The organism is Sphingorhabdus sp. EL138 (assembly GCF_900258045.1).
In the GTDB taxonomy this organism is placed as follows: Bacteria; Pseudomonadota; Alphaproteobacteria; order Sphingomonadales; family Sphingomonadaceae; genus Parasphingorhabdus.
Window position 1 is genome coordinate 79,119 of sequence record NZ_OGVD01000002.1, and the last position, 20,406, is coordinate 99,524.

Annotated in this window: 24 protein-coding genes, 2 tRNA genes and 2 pseudogenes; 22 read left to right on the forward strand and 6 right to left on the reverse strand. The window is 53.9% G+C overall.

Annotated features, from left to right (window positions below; genetic code table 11):
- Positions 1-106 precede the first annotated feature (106 nt).
- The 5 genes and pseudogenes from DK507_RS03740 to DK507_RS18020 form a co-directional block, all read left to right on the forward strand.
- Positions 107-652 (forward strand): regulatory protein RecX, encoded by a 546-nt coding sequence (locus tag DK507_RS03740; protein ID WP_109354967.1) that lies wholly within the window; start codon positions 107-109, stop codon positions 650-652.
- A 135-nt stretch (positions 653-787) separates the two neighbouring features.
- Positions 788-1,468, forward strand: coding sequence for a cold-shock protein (locus DK507_RS03745; protein WP_109354970.1), 681 nt, complete (start codon positions 788-790; stop codon positions 1,466-1,468).
- A gap of 13 nt (positions 1,469-1,481) precedes the next feature.
- Complete coding sequence (locus DK507_RS03750; protein ID WP_109354977.1) at positions 1,482-2,003, forward strand: DUF192 domain-containing protein; 522 nt, start codon at positions 1,482-1,484, stop codon at positions 2,001-2,003.
- 81 nt (positions 2,004-2,084) lie between these two features.
- Entirely contained in the window at positions 2,085-2,486 is a 402-nt protein-coding gene (locus DK507_RS03755) for an NADH:ubiquinone oxidoreductase subunit NDUFA12 (protein ID WP_109354978.1), read from the forward strand.
- Positions 2,487-2,686: 200 nt separating this feature from the next.
- Positions 2,687-2,938: pseudogene (locus DK507_RS18020) on the forward strand (DUF2155 domain-containing protein); the annotation flags it as partial.
- A gap of 35 nt (positions 2,939-2,973) precedes the next feature.
- On the opposite strand, the gene aat reads toward DK507_RS18020, so the two are convergent.
- Together aat and DK507_RS03770 are read right to left on the reverse strand one after the other, a co-directional pair.
- Positions 2,974-3,855, reverse strand: coding sequence for a leucyl/phenylalanyl-tRNA--protein transferase (gene aat / locus DK507_RS03765; RefSeq protein ID WP_109354982.1), 882 nt, complete (start codon positions 3,853-3,855; stop codon positions 2,974-2,976).
- Entirely contained in the window at positions 3,855-4,778 is a 924-nt protein-coding gene (locus DK507_RS03770) for a hydrogen peroxide-inducible genes activator (protein WP_109354983.1), read from the reverse strand. The genes aat and DK507_RS03770 overlap by 1 nt, the downstream gene beginning before the upstream one ends.
- A 413-nt stretch (positions 4,779-5,191) precedes the next feature.
- Here DK507_RS03770 and nhaA point away from each other — a divergent pair, with 413 nt between their 5' ends.
- From nhaA to DK507_RS03790, 3 genes and pseudogenes are all read left to right on the forward strand, one after another.
- On the forward strand, positions 5,192-6,361 hold the full coding sequence (gene nhaA / locus DK507_RS03780) for a Na+/H+ antiporter NhaA (RefSeq protein ID WP_254054250.1): 1,170 nt from the start codon (positions 5,192-5,194) through the stop codon (positions 6,359-6,361).
- A gap of 68 nt (positions 6,362-6,429) precedes the next feature.
- Positions 6,430-6,777 (forward strand): annotated as a pseudogene (locus tag DK507_RS03785) (YbaN family protein); the annotation flags it as partial.
- Positions 6,778-6,928: 151 nt separating this feature from the next.
- On the forward strand, positions 6,929-8,149 hold the full coding sequence (locus DK507_RS03790; RefSeq protein WP_109354985.1) for an aromatic ring-hydroxylating dioxygenase subunit alpha: 1,221 nt from the start codon (positions 6,929-6,931) through the stop codon (positions 8,147-8,149).
- On the opposite strand, the gene DK507_RS03795 is transcribed toward DK507_RS03790, so the two are convergent.
- Positions 8,150-8,713 carry a cupin domain-containing protein gene (locus DK507_RS03795; RefSeq protein ID WP_109354986.1) on the reverse strand — a complete coding sequence of 188 codons (564 nt, stop codon included), beginning with the start codon at positions 8,711-8,713 and terminating at the stop codon, positions 8,150-8,152. It lies immediately after the preceding gene.
- Positions 8,714-8,774: 61 nt separating this feature from the next.
- Entirely contained in the window at positions 8,775-9,146 is a 372-nt protein-coding gene (locus DK507_RS03800; RefSeq protein WP_254054251.1) for a PilZ domain-containing protein, read from the reverse strand.
- Positions 9,147-9,400: 254 nt separating this feature from the next.
- On the opposite strand from DK507_RS03800, the gene DK507_RS03805 reads away from it, so the two are divergent.
- Both DK507_RS03805 and DK507_RS03810 read left to right on the forward strand, forming a co-directional pair.
- Positions 9,401-9,476, forward strand: a tRNA-Trp gene (locus DK507_RS03805).
- 31 nt (positions 9,477-9,507) lie between these two features.
- Positions 9,508-9,897: a VOC family protein gene (locus tag DK507_RS03810; protein WP_109354987.1), complete on the forward strand. Its 390-nt coding sequence runs from the start codon at positions 9,508-9,510 to the stop codon at positions 9,895-9,897.
- Positions 9,898-9,900: 3 nt separating this feature from the next.
- On the opposite strand, the gene DK507_RS03815 is transcribed toward DK507_RS03810, so the two are convergent.
- A complete protein-coding gene (locus DK507_RS03815; RefSeq protein ID WP_162558881.1) occupies positions 9,901-10,509 on the reverse strand; it encodes a TetR/AcrR family transcriptional regulator in 609 nt (202 codons plus the stop codon).
- Between the two features lie 124 nt (positions 10,510-10,633).
- Here DK507_RS03815 and DK507_RS03820 point away from each other — a divergent pair, with 124 nt between their 5' ends.
- From DK507_RS03820 to rplA, 8 genes are all read left to right on the forward strand, one after another.
- Positions 10,634-11,530: a phytanoyl-CoA dioxygenase family protein gene (locus DK507_RS03820; protein ID WP_109354989.1), complete on the forward strand. Its 897-nt coding sequence runs from the start codon at positions 10,634-10,636 to the stop codon at positions 11,528-11,530.
- Positions 11,520-11,975, forward strand: coding sequence for a nuclear transport factor 2 family protein (locus DK507_RS03825; RefSeq protein WP_162558882.1), 456 nt, complete (start codon positions 11,520-11,522; stop codon positions 11,973-11,975). Before DK507_RS03820 ends, DK507_RS03825 begins: the two co-directional genes overlap by 11 nt.
- The gene (locus DK507_RS03830) at positions 11,972-12,664 is read left to right on the forward strand and encodes a DsbA family protein (RefSeq protein WP_109354994.1); all 693 of its coding nucleotides are present in this window, start codon (positions 11,972-11,974) and stop codon (positions 12,662-12,664) included. The genes DK507_RS03825 and DK507_RS03830 overlap by 4 nt, the downstream gene beginning before the upstream one ends.
- Positions 12,658-13,233, forward strand: a complete 576-nt coding sequence (locus DK507_RS03835; protein WP_109354995.1) for a DsbA family protein — start codon at positions 12,658-12,660, stop codon at positions 13,231-13,233. Before DK507_RS03830 ends, DK507_RS03835 begins: the two co-directional genes overlap by 7 nt.
- A 146-nt stretch (positions 13,234-13,379) precedes the next feature.
- Positions 13,380-13,583 carry a preprotein translocase subunit SecE gene (gene secE / locus DK507_RS03840; protein ID WP_109354996.1) on the forward strand — a complete coding sequence of 68 codons (204 nt, stop codon included), beginning with the start codon at positions 13,380-13,382 and terminating at the stop codon, positions 13,581-13,583.
- Between the two features lie 37 nt (positions 13,584-13,620).
- The gene (gene nusG / locus DK507_RS03845; RefSeq protein WP_109354997.1) at positions 13,621-14,154 is read left to right on the forward strand and encodes a transcription termination/antitermination protein NusG; all 534 of its coding nucleotides are present in this window, start codon (positions 13,621-13,623) and stop codon (positions 14,152-14,154) included.
- A 161-nt stretch (positions 14,155-14,315) separates the two neighbouring features.
- A complete protein-coding gene (rplK, locus tag DK507_RS03850) occupies positions 14,316-14,747 on the forward strand; it encodes a 50S ribosomal protein L11 (protein ID WP_108811608.1) in 432 nt (143 codons plus the stop codon).
- Between the two features lie 3 nt (positions 14,748-14,750).
- The gene (gene rplA / locus DK507_RS03855) at positions 14,751-15,452 is read left to right on the forward strand and encodes a 50S ribosomal protein L1 (RefSeq protein WP_109354998.1); all 702 of its coding nucleotides are present in this window, start codon (positions 14,751-14,753) and stop codon (positions 15,450-15,452) included.
- Positions 15,453-15,538: 86 nt separating this feature from the next.
- Here rplA and DK507_RS03860 read toward each other — a convergent pair whose 3' ends face one another.
- A complete protein-coding gene (locus DK507_RS03860; RefSeq protein WP_162558883.1) occupies positions 15,539-16,312 on the reverse strand; it encodes a hypothetical protein in 774 nt (257 codons plus the stop codon).
- Between the two features lie 112 nt (positions 16,313-16,424).
- On the opposite strand from DK507_RS03860, the gene DK507_RS03865 reads away from it, so the two are divergent.
- The 4 genes from DK507_RS03865 (at position 16,425) to DK507_RS03880 (ending at position 20,284) form a co-directional block, all read left to right on the forward strand.
- Positions 16,425-16,817, forward strand: coding sequence for a GFA family protein (locus DK507_RS03865; protein WP_254054252.1), 393 nt, complete (start codon positions 16,425-16,427; stop codon positions 16,815-16,817).
- Positions 16,818-16,913: 96 nt separating this feature from the next.
- Entirely contained in the window at positions 16,914-18,449 is a 1,536-nt protein-coding gene (glpD, locus tag DK507_RS03870; protein WP_109355000.1) for a glycerol-3-phosphate dehydrogenase, read from the forward strand.
- A 45-nt stretch (positions 18,450-18,494) separates the two neighbouring features.
- Positions 18,495-18,568: transfer RNA gene (locus tag DK507_RS03875), tRNA-Gly, on the forward strand.
- A gap of 102 nt (positions 18,569-18,670) precedes the next feature.
- Positions 18,671-20,284, forward strand: coding sequence for a class I adenylate-forming enzyme family protein (locus tag DK507_RS03880; protein ID WP_109355001.1), 1,614 nt, complete (start codon positions 18,671-18,673; stop codon positions 20,282-20,284).
- Positions 20,285-20,406 lie beyond the last annotated feature (122 nt).

Genomic DNA, 20,406 nt, shown 5'->3' on the forward strand with positions numbered 1-20,406 from the left:
AATTTTGAAAATTATTCAGCTGTTCGAACCCTTAACAAGCTTTAGTGATTGCAACTGTCGTTTAAATTTCGGCTCTACTGTGGCACAAAAAGGGCAGTGGTTCCGAATGAGAGACGAAGCGTTGAAAAATAGCGGTAAAGCGTTGGATGAAAATAGCTTGCAGGAGCTGGCCCTGCGCTATGTTAGCCGATATGCAACCACGCGCCACAAGCTAAAATCCTATCTTTTCCGTAAATTACGCGAACGGCACTGGTCGGGTGACCGGTCAGGATCGGTTGAGGAAATAGTCGAAACAATGGTCGAGCGCTTTTCGGAGCTTGGTTATATTGATGACGCGTTGTTTGCCAAGAACCGGGCGGCCGCGTTGACCAATAGGGGCTATGGGAAAAGACGGGTTACGCAGGCCCTCTATCAGGCGGGTATAGAAGAAGGAGACGACCGGCAGGCGCTTGATCTCAGCGATGCCAGGCAATGGGACGCCGCCAGGACTTATGCGCGCAAGAAGTCCATTGGTCCTTTTGCACAAGAACCGGCCGATCAGGACAGATGCCGGAAACAATTACAGGCGTTTTTAAGAGCCGGTCATAGTTTTGATATTGCCTCTCGGTTTGTCTTTGCGAAGCCTGGCGAAGAAATTGACGCAGACGTTTAAACGGACTCTTTTGTTGTTCTAAAACACCTTATGACAAGAAGAATCGCCAGTTTACAATATATATGCTATGCTGTTCGCATCCGATTCTTTTGGTTAAATTACCTCCATTTCGGATGATGTGTTCGGAGATTTGTTGTGGCAAGTTTATATGCGGAACCTGCGAGAAGCGAAGAGGGTACGGCTAGCGATCATTCGATCAGCGACCGACCAAATGCTCAAGGAACCGATAGGTCTGCAAATGACGGGATATTGGGAAAAGAAGACGAACAGTCCGCGAAGGTTTTGAAAACGACGGGCTATGTCAAATGGTTCGACTCTCATCGCGGTTTCGGATTCATTATTCCTGACAAGGAAGCAAACGGCAATGATGTGCTGGAGCGTGGTCAGGACATTCTGGTTCACTGGACAGTATTGGAACCCCTGAACCGCAGGGATTTGCCCGAAATGGCGCTGGTTACATGTGAATATGTTGACGCTGCCAAAGGTTTGCAGGCGACAAAAATTCTCGATATTGATGAGTCCAATTGTGAACAGATGGTTCACCAGCCCACCCCTGAAGTAAAACGCAAGGCCATCCATGTCGTGGAAGATGAGTCGGCTTTTGTCGAAGCGGAAGTCAAATGGTTTAACCGTGCCAAGGGCTACGGTTTTCTGATCGTTAATGGCTTTGAAGGCGACATTTTTATCCACATGGAAACGCTGCGCAATGCAGGCATCGGTGAAATTATGCCGGGCCAGCATGTTCTGGCACGTATAGATACCGGTGATCGCGGATATATGGCGGTACAGGTCAGTGTCTTGCCGGTTTCCCAGTAACGGGTTTTCTAACATGAACGGATTTTTCAGGCAGGCGATACTGCCCGTCGTGCTGTTGTCGTGCACTGGCATGGTCGGAGGATGTTCCGCTCAGGCGGGACAAGCCGAGAGCAAGCAAAAGCAACTAGAGCCACAGCAAAATGATAAACTTTCCGAAGCCGGCCTACGTTTGATCCCGCTGACTATCTCGACTGATGGCGAGCGCCATGATTTTACGGTCGAGCTTGCTGGTACCGCGGCGGAACAGGCGCGCGGTCTGATGTTCCGCACGGAACTGGGGCCAGACAAGGGGATGCTCTTCCCCTTCGACCGGGTGCGCATGGCCAGTTTCTGGATGAAAAACACGGTGATCCCCCTCGACATTATTTTTGTCCGCAGTGACGGAACGATCGAATCCATTGCCGCCAACACAATTCCCTATTCCCTTGATCCGGTAGAATCTGGTGAACCGGTTGCAGCCGTGCTGGAATTGGCCGGCGGACGGGCAGCGGAATTGAAAATCGGTCCCGGTGATAAGGTAGAATGGCAGCAATAAACGCACGTTCAGGCCGAAAGCTGTGCTTTCCACGCATTTTTTAATTGCGAACCCCCACCTCGTGGCGCTAAGCGGACGGGCATGGGAATATTAGGCAAAATCTTTACCTGGTGGGACGGTGCAACCATTGGCACTGCATTGTTCAGCGCGCGCAAAGGCAAAGCCGTTGGCGAGGATATTTTCGGTAACAAATATTATCAGTCCAGGAATATCGCCAAAGACGGCGATCAACGCTGGGTTATCTATTCCGGAGCCAATGACGCTAGCCGGGTACCGCCGGAATGGCATGGCTGGTTGCATAAAAGTTATGATGAAGTCCCTGAAAGCCATTTGCCGCAGCCGCGTATCTGGGAAAAAGAGCCGACCGGTAACCTGACAGGTACAGCCAATGCCTATCGCCCGGCCGGTGCGCTGGAATCCGGCGGCGTGAGAGCCGCAGCCACCGGGGACTATGAACCATGGAATCCGGCCGAAGCCGAATGATTTCTGTCTGCGGTATCTCTGCGTCTAATAGAAATCGGCTGTTACCTCTATTTGCTGGTGCATTGCTGTTGTCTGGCTGCGGTCTGTTCGGTGATGACATCGGCGACGAGAATACGGGTCAACCTGCAGAAAAGGCGGAATTGGAAGCGACCGATGATGACGAGTTGGTCCAGCCTGTTAGCGAGCAAATTGGCACACCAATGGCGGAGCGAGTCGCAACTCTTGGATTTCTGAACAAACGCAATGGTTTAACTCGTGATTTGGAGTTGAAGCCAGGGCAGTCGATCCGTATTGGCCGCGCGATGGTTCGTCTACGTGCTTGCGAACGCACCGCGCCGTGGGAACTGACCCCGGAACAGGGCGCTTTTGTGCAGCTGTTCGTTAATGACCGGCCGGCCACGCGTCAGGGCGACGACCAGTGGCAAAAGGTTTTTTCCGGTTGGTTGTTTCGCGAATCACCGTCACTGAATGTGGTGGAGCATCCCATCTACGATGTCTGGGTCAAAAGCTGTGCGATGAACTTTCCCGGCGAAGAAAACCCGCCAGAGGATTCGGCGAACCCGACCGCGCCGCGCTCATCCTCATCCAATCTTGCCAACAGCCCATCGAGCGCCGCAAATGACGGCGCCGAAACCGAAGCCGATGTTGTCGCGCCCGTGCCAACAACGCCGTCAGTGCCTGTGCCTGAGCCAGTGGAACCTGTTCCGGAGAGTGCGCCACAGCCCGTACCTGAGTCAGCTGACCCCATTGGCGATTTAATTGCCGAAAATGCTGGTGAGCAATAATCCTGCGCCGCGCGCAGCTGCTCAAGATAATCCGCCTGACTAATCTCAATTGCGCCGAATGACGCCAGGTGATCGGTCATGAACTGGCAATCGAGCAGCGTGAACCGTCCGACAATCAACCGTGCCACCAGCCAGGCGAGAGCCACTTTGGATGCATCGCGGGAGCGGGAGAACATGCTCTCCCCGCAAAAAGCACCGCCGATGACCAAGCCATATAGGCCGCCGACCAGCGAGCGATCACCATTCTCACCAACCAGCCAGCATTCCACGCTGTGGGCCTGACCGCGTCGATGCAGCGTGCAAAAGGCTTCTTCAATATCTGCGTTTATCCATGTTTCAAGTCGGTCATTTGCTGACTCGGCACAGATCGAAATCACATCTGCAAATGCCTCGTCACTGGTGATCTGAAAACGGTCAGACCGGATCGTTTTGCGCAGCGAACGCGACATGTGAAAACCATCAAGCGGCAGAACCGCACGCGTTTTCGGCTCTACCCAAAATGTCTCTGGATCATCGCGTGCATCGGCCATCGGGAAAATGCCGGACGCATAAGCCTTCAGTAACAAGTCTATGTCGATCGCCATTAATGCTCCTGAGGGACCATCTTGTTTAGCAGGATTTTTGCTTCGTCGGCAATGCGGCCCGCGACTGATAGATATTCATCGGCAAAGCCGGCGCCGCTGCGCCAGGCAATACCGATGCTGCGTGATGCTTTCCACCCGTCGACCTGAAGCAGTGCTATATCATCTCCATGTGTGATTTCAGACTGGACATAGAGTGCGGGCAATATGCCGAGGCCCAGGCCCGATGCAACCATCTGGCGGACACTGTCGAGGCTGGTGCCTTCATAATCCTGCAAAAGATGCATGCCGTGCGCATGGCATTGTTCGGTAACGTCGCGGTGCATATGGTGTCTTCGATCGATGCTGAGCACGGGCGCATTATATAGGTCCGCTTTATCGACTTTTTTCTGTCCAGCGAGCGGATGATCCGGCGGCGCGACCAGCAACAGCGGCTCGCGAAACAGCGGCTCGATGGTCAGGTTCTCGCCTTCAATCGGTAACGGGCCAAGCAACATGTCTATTGCACCTTTGACCAGTTCCATCGCCTGTAAATCTGGGATCCCCTCACGCATGTAAAAGCGCAGATCAGGCTGCGCGCGGTGTAGGGCAGCGATGACAGGCGGCATTAAATAGGGGCCGAGAGTAGGCGATACGCCGAACCGCAACGTTCCGGCCAGGCTCTCGCTCGCGCGCTCCGCCAAATCACGAATATCCTTCACCTCTACAAGTACCCGTCTGGCACGTTCGGCAATTTCACGGCCAATCGGCGATAATTCTGCGCCATGGGTACGGCGTTCTACCAGCGTGACACCAAGGCGTGATTCCAGAGCGCGTAACTGATGGCTTAAAGTCGGTTGTGAAGCACCGGCAGCTTGTGCAGCGCGGCCGAAATGTCGATGATCGGCGACAGCAACGAGATATTGGAACTGGCGTAAAGTTGGCATTTGGGGGAACCTTTTCTATGATAGATGATATCTATTGATTATCCAATTTTCATTCGATTGGAAATATCACCAACCTTTTGCAATATCAAGGTCAACCGAAGCAAAGATGATAAAAACAAGGGAAGACATGAGGCAATATTTAAACAGTCTGATCCGAAAGCATCGCAAGCTCGATAAACAAATTTCAAAAGCGAAGTGGGATGGGAATCAACTTCGTGCCATGAAAAAGCTGCGACTGACCTTAAAGGATCGCATATCGCAACTACGACAAGGTGTAATGCACCCCTCAGCTTAGGCAGCTAAACTCTTTACCCCCCCCGACCTGGGGCAGTAGCTTTCCCTCTTTCCGCTACTGCCCCGATTTTTTTGGGGCTTTTCTATAATTTCACGAAAGCATGTTTATGACTGGAAAAATGCGGACGGCATTAGCGGATTTTCTCGCGCGCGAGACCAGTGCCGGTATTGTTCTGTTTGTCGCGGCTCTGCTGGCTATGATTGCCGTGAATAGTGCGTTTAATCCGTATTATCTGGCATTTCTCAATATTCCGGTTGTGGCGCAATTCGGTGCGCTGGAAATAGCCAAGCCGCTATCTCTGTGGATCAACGATGGCCTAATGGCGATATTCTTTTTCCTTGTCGGTTTAGAGGTGAAGCGTGAGATACTCGAAGGAGAGCTGTCCAGCTTCAACAAGGCTGCCTTGCCGGCCATTGCTGCGGTTGGCGGCATGGCAATTCCGGCATTGGTATTTCTCTATTTTAACTGGAGCGTACCGGAGAATATCAACGGTTGGGCGATCCCGGCAGCGACGGACATTGCATTTGCTCTGGGCGTATTGGCCCTGCTTGGCAAACATGCGCCATTGTCACTCAAGATATTGTTACTCGCCGTTGCGATTATCGACGATATCGGTGCGATCATCATTATCGCGCTATTTTACACCGCCGATGTATCAAGCTTTTCGCTGATGCTGTCTGCGGTGGGAATTGCTGTCCTGATCCTGATGAACCGTTTGGGTGTGGTGCGCGTTGCGCCCTATATTCTGGTCGGTACATTCCTTTGGATATGCGTGCTTAAATCAGGTGTCCACGCGACACTGGCCGGCGTTATCGCTGCACTGTCCATTCCGCTCAATGCCAAAGATGGTAGTTCGCCTCTCAAACATCTGGAGCATATATTGCACCCTTGGACGGCATTCATGGTCTTGCCGATTTTTGCCTTTGCCAATGCCGGAGTCTCTCTGGCGGGCCTGCAAATCAGTGACCTTTTCGCCCCGCTTGCGCTTGGCATTGCTGCCGGTCTTGTCATCGGCAAACAGGTCGGTGTTTTCGGTTTCATGTTTATCGCGACCAAACTCGGCCTCGTCCGGCGTCCGGTGGGGGTTTCGTGGATGCAGCTTTACGGTCTCGCCTGCCTCACCGGCATTGGGTTCACGATGAGTCTGTTTATCGGCAATCTTGCCTTTGTCGATCCGGCTCAGATTGAAACGGTGAAGCTTGGGGTGATCAGCGGGTCTCTGGTTTCCGGACTTCTGGGATATTTGATCTTGCGCTTTGCCCGCCCCGCCAGACTTGAGGGGCAATGAATCACCAGATTTAACCCACGGCGGGAAATAGATTGCCGAGCGCCGCGCGATATACGATACCGCTTGCTATGACACGGCATCTCTATCTGGCTGGTGGCTTCACGGCGCTGGCACTGGGCAGCATCGGAATCGTACTGCCGCTTTTGCCGACAGTGCCTTTCGTTATTCTTGCTGCCTTTTGTTTTGCGCGCAGCAGCCCTCGGCTGGAAGCGTGGTTGCTAGACCATCATGTATTTGGCCCGCATATTCGCAATTGGCGGGACAGGCGAGCCATTACCAAGCGCGGCAAGCGGGCTGCGATTGCTGCCTTTGCTGTAAGCATAGTGATCGCGCTAATATTCCTGAAAATGCCCTGGAATCTTATTCCCGTCGCGGCCGCACTGATATGCGGTACATGGATATGGACGCGCAATGAGCCAGATCCTGCTCCGGAAATCGCCCCCGATCCGGTGGCCGAAAAAGAGTCTCAGCATAAAGAATAGTTTTTCCTGTGCCGGATGGTGATAAAAGACCGGCAAATAGGCGACAGTCCTCGCACGCGACGTGGATCGTCCGGAGGAGAGCATTATGTCACGGCAAAAATTACTCGAAATGACCCGTTCGCTGGTGAAACATGGCGAAGCGGACACGATGGAACTGGTCGATGATGTGGTTGCAGTACCTGCTTCCGATTACACGGATGAAGATCGGTTTGAGCAGGAAAAAGAACGTATTTTCAAACGCCTGCCGTTGATGGTCGCGCCGTCTTGTGAGTTGCCGGAACCGGGCTCTTACAAGGCAATGGAAATTGCCGGCATACCGGTTCTCGTAACCCGTCAGAAAGATGGCACGGCCCAAGCCTTTCTCAACAGCTGCACCCATCGCGGCAATCCGGTGGCACAGGGCAGCGGCAAGGCGTCGCGCTTTACCTGCGGCTATCATGGCTGGACGTTCAAAAATAATGGTGACCTGCTGGCAGTGGCGTCGCCCAAAGACTTTGGTACTGTCGACAAAGCGGCCTTCTGTTTGAAGAAATTCCCCACACTGGAGCGCGCGGGCCTGATCTGGGCGACGCTCGATTTGGAAAGCACTCTCGATATTGCCTCCTATCTATGCGGCTATGATGAGCTGCTGGAGCATTTCGGTTTCAAGACCTGGCACCTTTTTGAACAGCGCACGATTCCGGGGCCAAACTGGAAAACTGCCTATGATGGCTATCTCGACTTCTATCACCTGCCTGTGCTCCACAAGGACACATTCGGGGCTGATTTCTTCAACCGGGCCAATTATTTCGCCTGGGGTCCGCACCAGCGTCTCTCCTCGCCGTCAAAATTCATCCAGAAGACGGGCAGTGATGAACAGCTCGACCTTACCCAGATGGATGAAAAAGACTGGCCGATCGATGCTTTGCTTCAGGGTGTATGGACGATCTTCCCGCATATCTCGATTGCGAGTTTTTATGGCGGTGGCGGCCGCGGGGCTATGATATCGCAACTCTTCCCAGGCAAAACTGTCGGCGAAAGCTTTACGACCCAGTTTTATGTGATGGAGCATGAACCGACGGATGACGAAGTCAGGCAGGGCGCGCACGATCAATTTGCTTTTCTTGAAACCGTGGTGGCTGAGGAAGACTATAAGACCGGCAAACGGCAGCATGAAGCGTTGCAATCCGGAATGCTCGACAAGGTCTGGTTTGGCCGCAATGAAGGCGGTGGACAGGCTTTCCATCAATGGGTGGACAGACTGATCAAGGCTGACGATGGCGAGCTGGATGCCATTTTCGTACCGCAGCTGGAGGCTGCTGAATAGCTAAGCGTTGCGGAAATCCCGGCTTGGCGGCAGGGCTTCTTCCCACTTGGGACGCTCGTTGTGCAGCTTCTCGAGCATTTTTTCCCAATAAGCCTCGGTTTGGCCCTTAAACTGGATGTTGAAATCCTCCGCTGTACGAAATTCGAGTATTTCGACGCCTTTTTCACCAATTGTGTAGGTGTAAGGCGTTTCCGCAGGCAGGAAGAAACCGTCGCCCGGGCCCATTTCTTCGGTACCCATCCGGATGTCTCCAGCGATGATGTAGTAAAGGCAATCGCTGTCATGGCTGTGAAGCGGCAGTGGATAGCCGGGCTTGAACCAGAAATGATGAAGAGAGAAACCAAAGCCGCTGAACAGGCAGGTGCCTTTATAGCCATCGGCGACGCCGGCTTCGCCCATCTTGGTCAGTCCATCAAGGATGACCGGCGCATCATCGACATAGGACATGTGCCCGGCATCGCCAAAGTCCTGCGCATCTTCTTTTCGAAAGATACGCAGGACTTTTAGCGGCTCGGGTTTTACGCCTGCCTGGTTGCCTGTTTTCGTGGGGGAGGCATCTGCCATATCATTCTCCGGACCAGTTTGGAGACAGGATATAGCATCACAGGCGTGCCGTGGGAACGGGTTAGACCGGGATCGATGCGCGTGGCGGGTAGCTGGAAATATAACGGTCAAGCACAGCCGGGTTCAGCATGTCGCGAAACGCACAGCCGAGGCCGAGGTTGCTACGGTGAATAACTTCTGCTTCCAATGGAGCAAGGCCGGGCAAAGCCAACCAGCATCTGGTGCCAGGATGTGCCTGTAACAAGGCATCGCAGGCAAAGCCGGCCAGTGATATATTCGCGACTTCCGTGTCAAAACTGCTCGAACCGGAAAAGCGCATTTTTGCAGGGATCGCGACCTTGTGACGCGGCGCGCAACGGTCTTCCGTCGCTGCGAATGTATAGGGCGTCATAGCGGGCTGATTTTTTACATTTTGAGTTTGTACATGAGTCATAGGAAACTCCTTCGTAGTTACGATGGCGTATCGATACTTGGGTGTGAATCGACAGATTGCTTTTCCCATGGCCGGGTAAACCACCTCTTCTTTCGCTCGGTAAACAGGATTCGAAAAAAATTAACTATGTTTGCGATTCCGAAGGCTGCAGGGCTGCCGTTTGCAAAGGCCGCAGAATGACGCTTGCTCTTGGCGGCACATATCGCTAATGCGCGGCCATTGGTTGATTCAGACTGGGATTGACCGGCCTGTGTAGGGGTGTAGCTCAGATGGTAGAGCGTCGGTCTCCAAAACCGAAGGCCCACGGTTCGATCCCGTGCGCCCCTGCCACTTTTTTCCGATCAATTGGCGGTCCAACACTATGACGCAGTTTATTTCCGCTATTTCACTGGTGGTGCCGGATTACGATCAGGCCATTGCCTTTTATGTTGGCCTATTGGGCTTTGATCTGATTGAGGATACTGAGCTGTCCGAGGACAAGCGCTGGGTTCTGGTGGCGCCTCCGGGCAGCACGGAAACGCGGCTATTATTGGCCAAAGCCAGCAATGAAGCGCAAGAAGAAGTCATTGGCGAGCAAGCTGGTAACCGGGTATTCCTGTTTTTGGAAACCTATGATTTTGACGCGGATTTCGCTCTGATGGAGCGTGCCGGCGTCGATATTATCGAGGAACCGCGAGTCGAAAGCTATGGCAAGGTGGTCGTCTTTCGCGATCCGTTTGGCAACAAATGGGACCTGATCGAGCGGCATTAAAGGCTATCGCTCAATGTCGAGAGCGCCCGCAATCAAGCCCCAAATCTGATGCGTTAATATGGCTGGATCGGGCCGCGGTTTCATTCCCATTGCATGTATGATGCCGCTGCGCATGGCGCCGGTGATAGCCGCCCCGGCGATAGCAGGATCGATATGGCTGCCGATATCGCCGCGCTTGATGCCGGAGCCGATATTCCGCGTTGCCATTTCGATCATTTCTTCGTGGCGTGCCGATTCAACAGCTGCAACCTGATTGGTATGGGCCATTTTGCCAAGAATGATCGGAGCCATAGGATCATTGTAGAGAAATTCCACAGCCGCCATCAGCCGGTCTTTTTCCCGCACGCCCCAGTTTATATCGGGATCGATATACTGGTTCACAACGGCATTATAGCGATCATAGAAAGCATCGATAATCGCCCCCAGCATGCCGGATTTTGAACCGAAATAATGATAGGCGAGACCGACAGAAACATCAGCCTTTTCCGCCACCTGACCCATTTCCAGATCGCCTTCGCCTGCACGAAGGATCGTTTCGGCAGCGGTCAATATCTTCGCCGCGCGCATGACCTTGCGATCAGGTTTTTCTATTGCTTTTGCCTGATCTGACATTTGTTTGCGATCCTTCACCGGCCTACATGCCTAATCTACAGCATCGAATCTAAAGTAGTTTTGAATTGAATTCAATTCAATAATTCTTTATCTGCTAAAGTGAAGTTGATTCGCTGAGGAGGCCATGATGAATGTCGCGAGTACGATCGAGACGAACAATGTCGACCTGACACCCTATTTGAACGGGCGCAGCTTTGAAGACGCGTGGCAGCAGTTTCAGGAAGAAGGCTATGTCATCTTTGAAAATGTGCTGACGCCCGAAGAGTTGGAAACACAGCGGGCTGCGCTCAAACCTTGGATTGATGCAGATATTCGCGGCCGTAACAATTTCGAGGGATCACAGTCCAACCGCATCTATGGCATGCTTGCCAAAGATCCGGTTTTTGGCGATCTGATCTCCCATCCCTTGCAACTGGCCTTTGCTGAGCGGGAATTGGGCGCCAGTGTCTTGCTCTACGCCTGCCTTGCGATCAATCTGCATCCGGGTGAAACCCCGCAGCCTTGGCATTTTGATGACAGCCATTGTGGCCTCGCCCGTCCGCGTGATCCACTTTCTATGTCGACATTCTGGTCGATCACGGACACGACGGAAGATAATGGAGCCACCGAAATTATTCCCGGCAGCCACAAATGGGGCGACGAACAGCCAGATGGCGCCAATCAGGCGCACGACTTTATCACCGGCCGGATCGATGGCGGTGATGCCGGTAGCGGTGACCATTTCCAGGCGATCAAGGCAACCATGCCGGCCGGATCACTGATGATTGCCAAGGGAACGCTTTGGCATCGTGGTGGCGGCAATGATGCTGATGCGCCTCGCCTAATCGTAACACCGCAATTCTGTAAAGGTTGGTGTCGTCCGCTGGAGCAACAAACACTCGCTGTATCGCCGGAGAAAGTGGCCAAACTGCCAAAACGCGTGCAGGAACTGCTCGGTTATAATATCCATCTGCCCTTCATGGGTTATGTTGATGGCATGCATCCGTCGAAGTTGTTACAGGCTGACCGACATGCCAAGTGACCATGAACTAATCCAGAATCTCTATGCCGCTTATTGCTTTGCTGTCGATCGGGGATCGGCTGAAGATATAGCCGCCCATTTTTGGGATGATTGCTATCTGAATTTTGGTGGTAACATCCATGAAGGGGTAGGGGAAGCGCGTATCGGCTTTGCCAAATGGATTGCCAGGATGCGTGAACCGGTCGAAGGTTTGCGTCACTGTCTTTACACGCCGCTCATCGAAGTGAATGGCGACCTTGCCGAAGCCGAAGCTTATTATGATGCCGACGGACATGCTGGCCGTAAGGGCAAGCCCATACAGCTGCGCGGTCTTTATCGCAGCACTCTGAAGAAGCGCGCGAGCACCAACGGCAAATCCGAATGGCGGTTCCTGAAACATGAAGTGCAAATATGGAATTCCATCCGCGACCATGCTGCACCCGCCGAGCAGGAGGCGCAGGTTTGAACGCGCTGGAAAGTGATGCGCCGATGATTGTCTATGTCGACATCAAGAGCCCTTATGCCTTTGCTGCCATCCGGCCAACTCTCGCGCTGGAAAAATCTCTGGGCATGCGTTTCGACTGGCGCCCGTTGACGCTCGATATTCCAAGCTATCTTGGTTCCGCGCGTAAGAAAAAGGGCAAAGTCATCAAAAGCACACGCAGCGCCAACCAATGGAGCTGGGTCAAATATGCCTATCGCGATGCGCGCCGCTATGCCGAGCGGCAGGGATATATGCTGAAGGGCACCGAGAAGATCTGGGATTCATCCATTCCTAATATCGGGATTTTGTGGGTCATGCAGACGTCACGGGACCGGCTCGGCGATTATTTCGAAGCCGTCTATCCACCCTTTTGGCGGCGAGAACTGGATATTGAAGATATGGCGGTGGTCGAAGCTTGTCTGGAAAAGGCTGGAATCGAATCCAGCGGATTCTCAGAATTTGCGAAAGGCGAAGGCCGCATTCAACATGACCAACTTCAACCACAGCTGCACCCCAGCGGTATTTATGGTGTGCCGACTTATGTGATTGACGGCACCATCCTGTTCGGCCGTGAACACCTGCCTTATGTACGCTGGCACTTGCAGGGACGGGAAGGGCCTGCGCCCGATATTGCCTATGAGATTGATGACCTGGAGGTGCACTCATGCTGACTCTCTATATCGATTTCAAATCGGCTGCATCCTATCTGGCGCTTGAGCCGACATTGGAACTGGCACGCGAAACCGGCATCACCATTGATTGGCGTCCATTCTCGGTGCGCCCTTTTGTTGTTCCGGCGGAGCAGGATGAGGAAACGGTCGGTGAGCGTCATCGGCGCGTTCGCGCGGCGGCCCAGCGGGATGTTCATGTGCACTATGCGGCGGTGCAAGGGCGGGATATGCATTTTGCCGATAGGCCGAGCGGCTCTGACGCTGCGTTGGCGGCATTGGCGGTTATGGAAGGTGATCCGGTGCCCTTCATTCGTGCTGCCTTTGCAGCCTATTGGACCGAGCAGGCGGATTTGGCTGATGAAACAGTGGTTGAAACGCTGCTGCAATCCGTCGGTATGGACTGTGCGGATTGGGAATTGGCGTCCGTGAAACTGGACTCCATTCGTTCCAGAGCGGAAGAATCAGGAATTTTTGAAGCGCCCTCTTATCTGATTGCCGACCAGCTTTTTCTGGGCCGCGAACATCTGCCCTGGATACGGTCGCTTATCCCGGCCGGGCAGAGGGTGTAATTTCCCACTCTTTCCTTGCGGAATCGGGAATCACGAGCTAAAGGGCTGGTGCTTTCCAAAATCATGCATATATCCGAACCCAGTCGACAGACTGACACCCGGAGTTTATGCCGGGTTTGGGGAAATAGAAATTTAGGAATCGAACCATGGCGAAAGTCAATCCCGGCGAATTTATGCGGCAAGTCCGTGCCGAAAATAGCAAGGTGGTCTGGCCGACATGGCCCGACACGGTCCGCACCGCGATCATGGTGTTGATCATGACCACGATTTTGGCGCTGTTTTTCCTCGCCATTGATTCGGTTTTTAACGGTGTTGTTGGCTGGTTACTTGGTTTGGCCAAGGGCGGCTAAGCGGTCCGAAACACAATTTAGAACAGGTTATTTATAGATGGCACGCTGGTATATCATTCACGCTTATTCGGGCTTCGAGCACAAGGTCAAGGAAGCCATTGAGGCGGATGCCAAGCGTTTGGGCCTGACCCAGCTGGTTGAGGAAATTGAAGTCCCGACTGAAACGGTGACCGAAGTGCGCCGCGGTAAGAAAGTCCAGTCGGAGCGGAAATTCTTCCCCGGCTATGTCCTCGCGAAACTGCAGATGACCGATGATGTTTATCACCTGGTCAAGGATCAGCCAAAAGTCACCGGCTTCCTGGGCACCACTAAGCCGCAGGCGATTAGTGAAGCGGAAGCCGCGCGCATCCTCAACACCAAAGAGGAAGCGGCTAACGCACCGAAACAGCGGATCACCGTCAACTACGAAATTGGCGACCAGATCAAGGTGCTGGACGGACCGTTCGCCAGCTTCAACGGCATTGTCGAAGAACTGGATTTCGAGAAAAACCGCGTCAAGGTATCGGTATCGATCTTTGGCCGCGCGACCCCTGTCGAACTTGATTTTGAACAGGTAGAAGTCGCGAAATAAGAGATTTGGTGGTTTGCGCCACCGGATAAACCCCAGCGGCTTTGAGCCACTGGATCACCAATGCGGGAGGCTGGTCTTCGGACCTGCTGTTTGACCGCTTAATTTGATCCTCCTTCGCTCCTGACGGAGCTTTGGCGGAGATAGAATGAAAGGACAGCCAAATGGCTAAAAAAATTGATGGCTACATCAATTTGCAAGTACCTGCCGGTATTGCAAATCCATCCCCGCCAATCGGCCCAGCACTGGGTCAGCGCGGCGTTAACATCATGGAATTCTGTAAGGCGTTTAACGCGGCTACAGACAAGATGGAAAAAGGCGCCCCGATCCCGACCAAGATCACGGTCTATGCGGATCGCAGCTTCACCTTTGAAACCAAGACACCACCTGCCAGCTACATGATCAAGAAATTGACCAAGCTGAAAAAAGGTTCTCAGGAGCCTGGCAAGGAAGTGGCTGGCACGATCAAAACGTCGCAGCTGAAAGAAATTGCAGAAGCGAAAATGGCCGATCTCAATGCCAATGACATTGACCAAGCCATGAAGATCATTGCCGGTAGCGCCCGTTCGATGGGCATCGAAGTGGTGGAGGGATAAGACATGGCCAAACTCACCAAACGTGCAAAAGCTGCAAACGAAGCTGTTGATCGCGAAAAGCTCTATGGCATTGATGAAGCGATCAAGGCCATCAAGGCTTTGGCATCGAAATCAAAATTTGACGAAACGCTCGACATTGCGATCAACCTTGGTGTTGATCCGCGTCATGCTGACCAGATGGTCCGCGGCGTGATTTCTCTTCCTGCTGGTACCGGTAAAGACAGCCGGGTTGCTGTGTTCGCCAAGGACGCCAAAGCAGACGAAGCGAAAGAAGCTGGCGCAGATGTTGTTGGCGCAGAAGACCTGATGGAAGCCATGCAAGGCGGCGATCTCAACTTCGACCGTGTCATTGCAACCCCTGACATGATGGGCGTTGTTGGCCGTCTCGGTAAGGTTCTGGGTCCTAAAGGCTTGATGCCTAACCCGAAGCTCGGCACGGTCACCCCTAATGTTGCGCAAGCGGTCAAGGACGCCAAGGGCGGCCAGATCGAATATCGCGTCGAAAAAGCGGGTATCATCCATAATGGCATTGGTAAGACGAGCTTCAAGGAAGCAGATCTGCGTAAGAATTTCGATGCTCTGGTGAATGCGGTTGTCAAAGCCAAGCCAACCGGCGCGAAAGGCAAATATGTCAAGAAAATCGGTCTGAGCTCGACCATGGGCCCCGGCCTGAAGATCGATCTCAGCGAGATTGAAGGCGCGTAATTCAGCGTTTCTCTCGATGATTAAAAAAGGGCCGGGATCGCTCCCGGCCTTTTTTATTTCTGCTCTCTATTCAGAAGGCCGTATTTTCAAAATTTGGCGCGAACACCAAGACCGACACCGAAAGACTCTGTGTCATCCCGTAAATTGGCGTTGAAGCCCTCACCGCCGCCCGCCACAAAGCTGCGCGTAAAGTCGCGGCGATAGACTTTGGTATAGCGACCTTCTGCAAATATATCGAAGCGTTTGCTGGCTTTCACGGTTGCGCCAATGGCGCTGAAGGTCACCAGGCCAGTTGGGTTTCCGTCCACTTCAAAAGTCGGCGCGGTCGCGACGCCATTGTTGGGGAAATAGTTAATGTCCGCGTCAACCACGCCGATGCCAATACCGCTGCCGAAATAGGGAATAACCTTCTGATTGGGCGACCAGACAATGTCATTATAGAGCGCCGCCGTTGCCGTGAAACGGTTGACGCTGCCGCCAAATGTCTGATTGCCGCCGTTAAACGCACCGTCATCCACATCTGCTTCAGCATAGCTCGCTTCCACTTCGACGCGAGGTTTCAGAAACGGGATCAGGCCGTTTTTAAACTGATAACCGATCGCGCCTCTCAAAGCGAAGCCTGTGTCATATTCCACATTCACATTGGCGGGAGCGCCCGCGACGCCGGGAACACCGGCATCGGGGTTTTGGGTGCCCACAAAGTCACTATCGTTCAAAAATTCTGCGGCTGCGGATGCAGACAGATAAAAGCCTTCTTTTCTGTCATCTTCAGATTGGGCGTGGGCCTGAACCGAAAAAAGCAAACCGCTGGCCAGACCGGCGAAAGCGACAGAGTTGCGAAGGTTTCCATTATAATTCATGTAAATTATCTTTCTCGGTGCAATCACGCGCACCATTAGAGTTGGGGGACAGAAAGCCTTTCGCGGTGAACCGGTGTCCGGTTACACACGCGTCAAATTTTATGGAGTGAACATGCAAGACACGATATATAGAGGTTCCTGCCTCTGCGGTGCGGTGACAATTGCAGTCAAAGGAGATCTGCCCGGACCGAACGTTTGCCACTGCTCGCAATGCCGCAAGCAATCCGGTCACTATTGGGCATCCACTGACGTGCCGCGCGACAGGTTGACTGTCGAAGGCGACGAGAATCTGCGTTGGTATCAATCTTCCGAAAAAGTTCGGCGGGGTTTCTGTGAAACCTGTGGTTCCTTCCTTTTCTGGGACCCGGTGGGGCGTGAAACAATCGCCGTTTCTATGGGTACGTTTGACGGACCGACACAGACGAAGCTTTCGGGTCATATTTTTGTAGCGGACAAAGGCGACTATTACACGATTGCTGACGGTTTGCCGCAGGAAGATCAGTGAGGTGAAATAGCGGGTGCGTTTGTAAATTCTTCCAGTACTGACCACGCCAAATGAACTATATTGCACTGCAACATTGAACATCTGGCCAGAAGCTCTATGAGGCTGGCTATGTATGATTTGGCGATAATTGGTGGCGGCATAAACGGTGTTGGCATTGCGCGCGATGCAGTGGGCCGGGGATTGAAAGTCCTGCTGGTTGAGCGCGACGATCTGGCGGCGCACACATCGTCGGCGAGCACCAAACTGGTGCATGGCGGCCTGCGCTATCTGGAACATTATGAATTCAGTCTGGTGCGCAAAGCGTTGCAGGAGCGCGAAGTGCTGCTGCGCAATGCGCCGCACATCATTTGGCCGATGCGGTTTGTGTTGCCAGTGGATGAAGGCATGCGCCCGGCGTGGTTCCTGCGCCTTGGCCTGTTTCTCTATGATCATCTTGGGACGCGGTCTTTGTTGCCGGGGACAAAGAGCCTCAACTTGCTCAGGGATTTTCGTGGGGCACCGCTGCAAAAGCGATTGAAAAAGGGTTTTGCCTATTCCGATTGCTGGGTGGAGGACGCGCGGCTGGTGTCATTGACGGCCCGCGATGCCAAGGAGCGCGGCGCCGAGATTCGCATCCAGACGGAATGTGTTGGCATAGAACGAAGCACAGAGCATTGGAGCTTGCAGCTCAACGGGCAAGATGGCGAAACTACGGAGCAAGCCAAAGTGCTCATCAATGCCGCCGGGCCTTGGGTTGATCCGGTAACGGCGCTTTATGACCAGAGCACCAACGCCGCAAAACTGCGCCTCGTCAAAGGTAGTCACATCGTCATTGCGCGCAAATTTGAAGGCGATCACAGCTATATCTTCCAGAATAAGGATGGCCGGATCATCTTCGCCATTCCCTATGAAGGCGACCACACCCTGATCGGGACGACCGACCAGCCGTGGAGTTATGACGAAGGTCCGGCGAAGATCAGCGACAATGAAATCGACTATCTCTGCTCTGTGGCAAGCGAATATTTTGCCGAACCAGTGACCCGCGACGATGTACAATGGACTTATTCCGGGGTGCGGCCGTTGTTTGATGACCACAGCCAGTCCGCCTCGACCGTGACCCGCGATTATGTGTTTGACTATAATGACGACGGCGGCGCGCCTGTGCTGTCAGTCTTTGGCGGCAAGATAACCACTTACCGGGTGCTTGCGCGGCAGGCGATGAAGACGCTGAAGGCGGCCTTGCACGTTGAAACCGATGACTGGACCCGGGATGCACCACTGCCGGGCGGCGATTTCCCGGCCGATGGTTTTGACGCCCTGGTCGAGAAATACAGTCAGCGCTGGGCCTTTGTCGGCAAAGATGTGATGACCCGGCTGGTACGTGCCTATGGGACCGATGTCGCGATCATGCTGGGCGATGCCGGAGAAGAGGCTGCCCTCGGACGCCATTTCGGCGCCGGTCTCTATGAGATTGAGCTGCGCTGGCTGATGGCCCATGAATTTGCAACCACCGCGGAAGACGTGCTGTGGCGCCGGTCCAAACTTGGTTTGCATATGAACGAAGCAGAGAAAGCATCGGTAACCGAATGGTTTGCCGCACGGGCCTTGAAAACAAAAACGGCCAGAACAAAAGCCACGGGCACCGTTTCCTGATTGACGCGCCGCCATCGCGATGGCAATAGGCGCGCTTGGAAACAGGCGGGTGTAGCTCAATGGTAGAGCAGAAGCCTTCCAAGCTTACGACGAGGGTTCGATTCCCTTCACCCGCTCCAGTTGAAAAATCCGCAAAACCCGTCTCCCATCAGCATGTCTGCCTGCGCTAGACATGCCTCTCGTCTGCAGTTAGCCTGAAACAAAAATCAGGAGGCTGCCACATGTATGACATTGCGCTAACCGAATCCTATTTTCCAGCGCAGGGTGGGCCGGAGCCGTCTCCGATGACCGTTGGCGACATGCTCCGCCAGTCGGCGGCGCAGGCGCCCGATCAGCCGGCGCTCAAAGAGCTGACTTATGAGGGCGCGATTGACCGCTGCTGGACCTATGCCGAACTGTTGAATGATGCGGAGCGGCTGGGCCGGGCGCTCGCCAGCCGCCATGCGGAGGGCGCGCGGGTGGCGGTCTATGCCAATAATGTGCCCGAATGGGTGCTTCTGGAGCTGGCTTGCGGACTGGCTGGCGTGACACTGGTGACGGTTAATCCGGCCTATCAGAAGCGTGAACTGAAATATGTGCTCGAACAATCTCGTTCCGAGGCAATCTACTATGTCGCCGACTTTCGCGGGAACCCGATGCAGGAGATTGCCGACGCGGTTTGCGATGACATTCCGGCGATCAAGCACCGGATATTGCTGACTGATCATGATGCGCTTTATGCAGGGGAAGATAGCGGCACGCTGCGCGATCCGAAGCCGCAGGATGCGGTGCAGCTGCAATATACATCCGGCACGACCGGTTTCCCGAAAGGCGCAGTGCTTCATCATAACGGCCTCGTCCGCAATGGCGTTGATACGATGGCCCGGGGCGGGATGGAACAAGGCGATATCTTTGTGCACACCATGCCGCTTTTCCATACAACCGGCTGCGCTATACTGGTGCTGGGCGGGTTTGGCCGATGCGGCACCATGCTGCTTGCCCCGATGTTTGATCCTGTGATGATTGCGAATGTCATTGAAAGCGAGCAGGCCAAGTTCATCCTTGGCGTACCGACCATGCTGGTGGCCCTGATCGACGAAGTGCGCCGATCGGGCCAGGACGTTTCCTCGACACGGCGGATCATGTCCGGTGGAGCGATGGTCGCCCCGCAACTGTGCCGCGATGCCAAGGATGTGTTCGGCGCGCCGATCCAGATTGTCTACGGCCAGACCGAAACCTCGCCAGTACTGACACAGGCCTGGTATGAGGATTCGGACGAAGACCTGACCCAGACGATTGGCCAGCCCGCGGCACATACGGAAATTTCCATCCGTGATCCGCAAACCAACACCGTCCTGCCGGTCGGTGAGCAGGGCGAGATTTGCGCGCGCGCCTATAGCGTGATGCTGGGCTATAATGACAATCCCGAGGCCACGGCTGCTGCGATCGATAGCGAAGGCTGGCTACACACCGGCGATCTGGGGCGCATGGATGCGCGCGGCTATGTCAGGATTACCGGCCGGGTCAAGGAGATGATCATTCGCGGCGGCGAGAATCTGTTCCCGGCGGAAATTGAAAACGCGATGCTGGAGCATGACGCGATTGACGAGGTTGCCGTTGTCGGCATTCCGGACGACAAATGGGGTGAACAGGTTGCCTGTTTCTTCCGCAGCGGTTCCGGCCAGACATTGCACGCGGACGATCTGAAAGCCTTCATCCGTGATCGCCTGTCGCCGCAAAAGACGCCAGCCTATTGGATCAGTGTATCGGAATGGCCGCTCACCGGCTCGGGCAAGATTCAGAAATTCAAACTGGTCGAGGCGTTTGAAGCGGGTGCGTTTGATCTACTGAGCTAGCGTGGCCGTTCGCTTTGGATGACAAAACGGTCGGCTGATCGTAACCGGGCAAGCCACCCGGGTGGACTCGCATTGCGGAGCAATTAAGATGCCCTCCGTCATTCTTACCTGAAAGGAAAAGC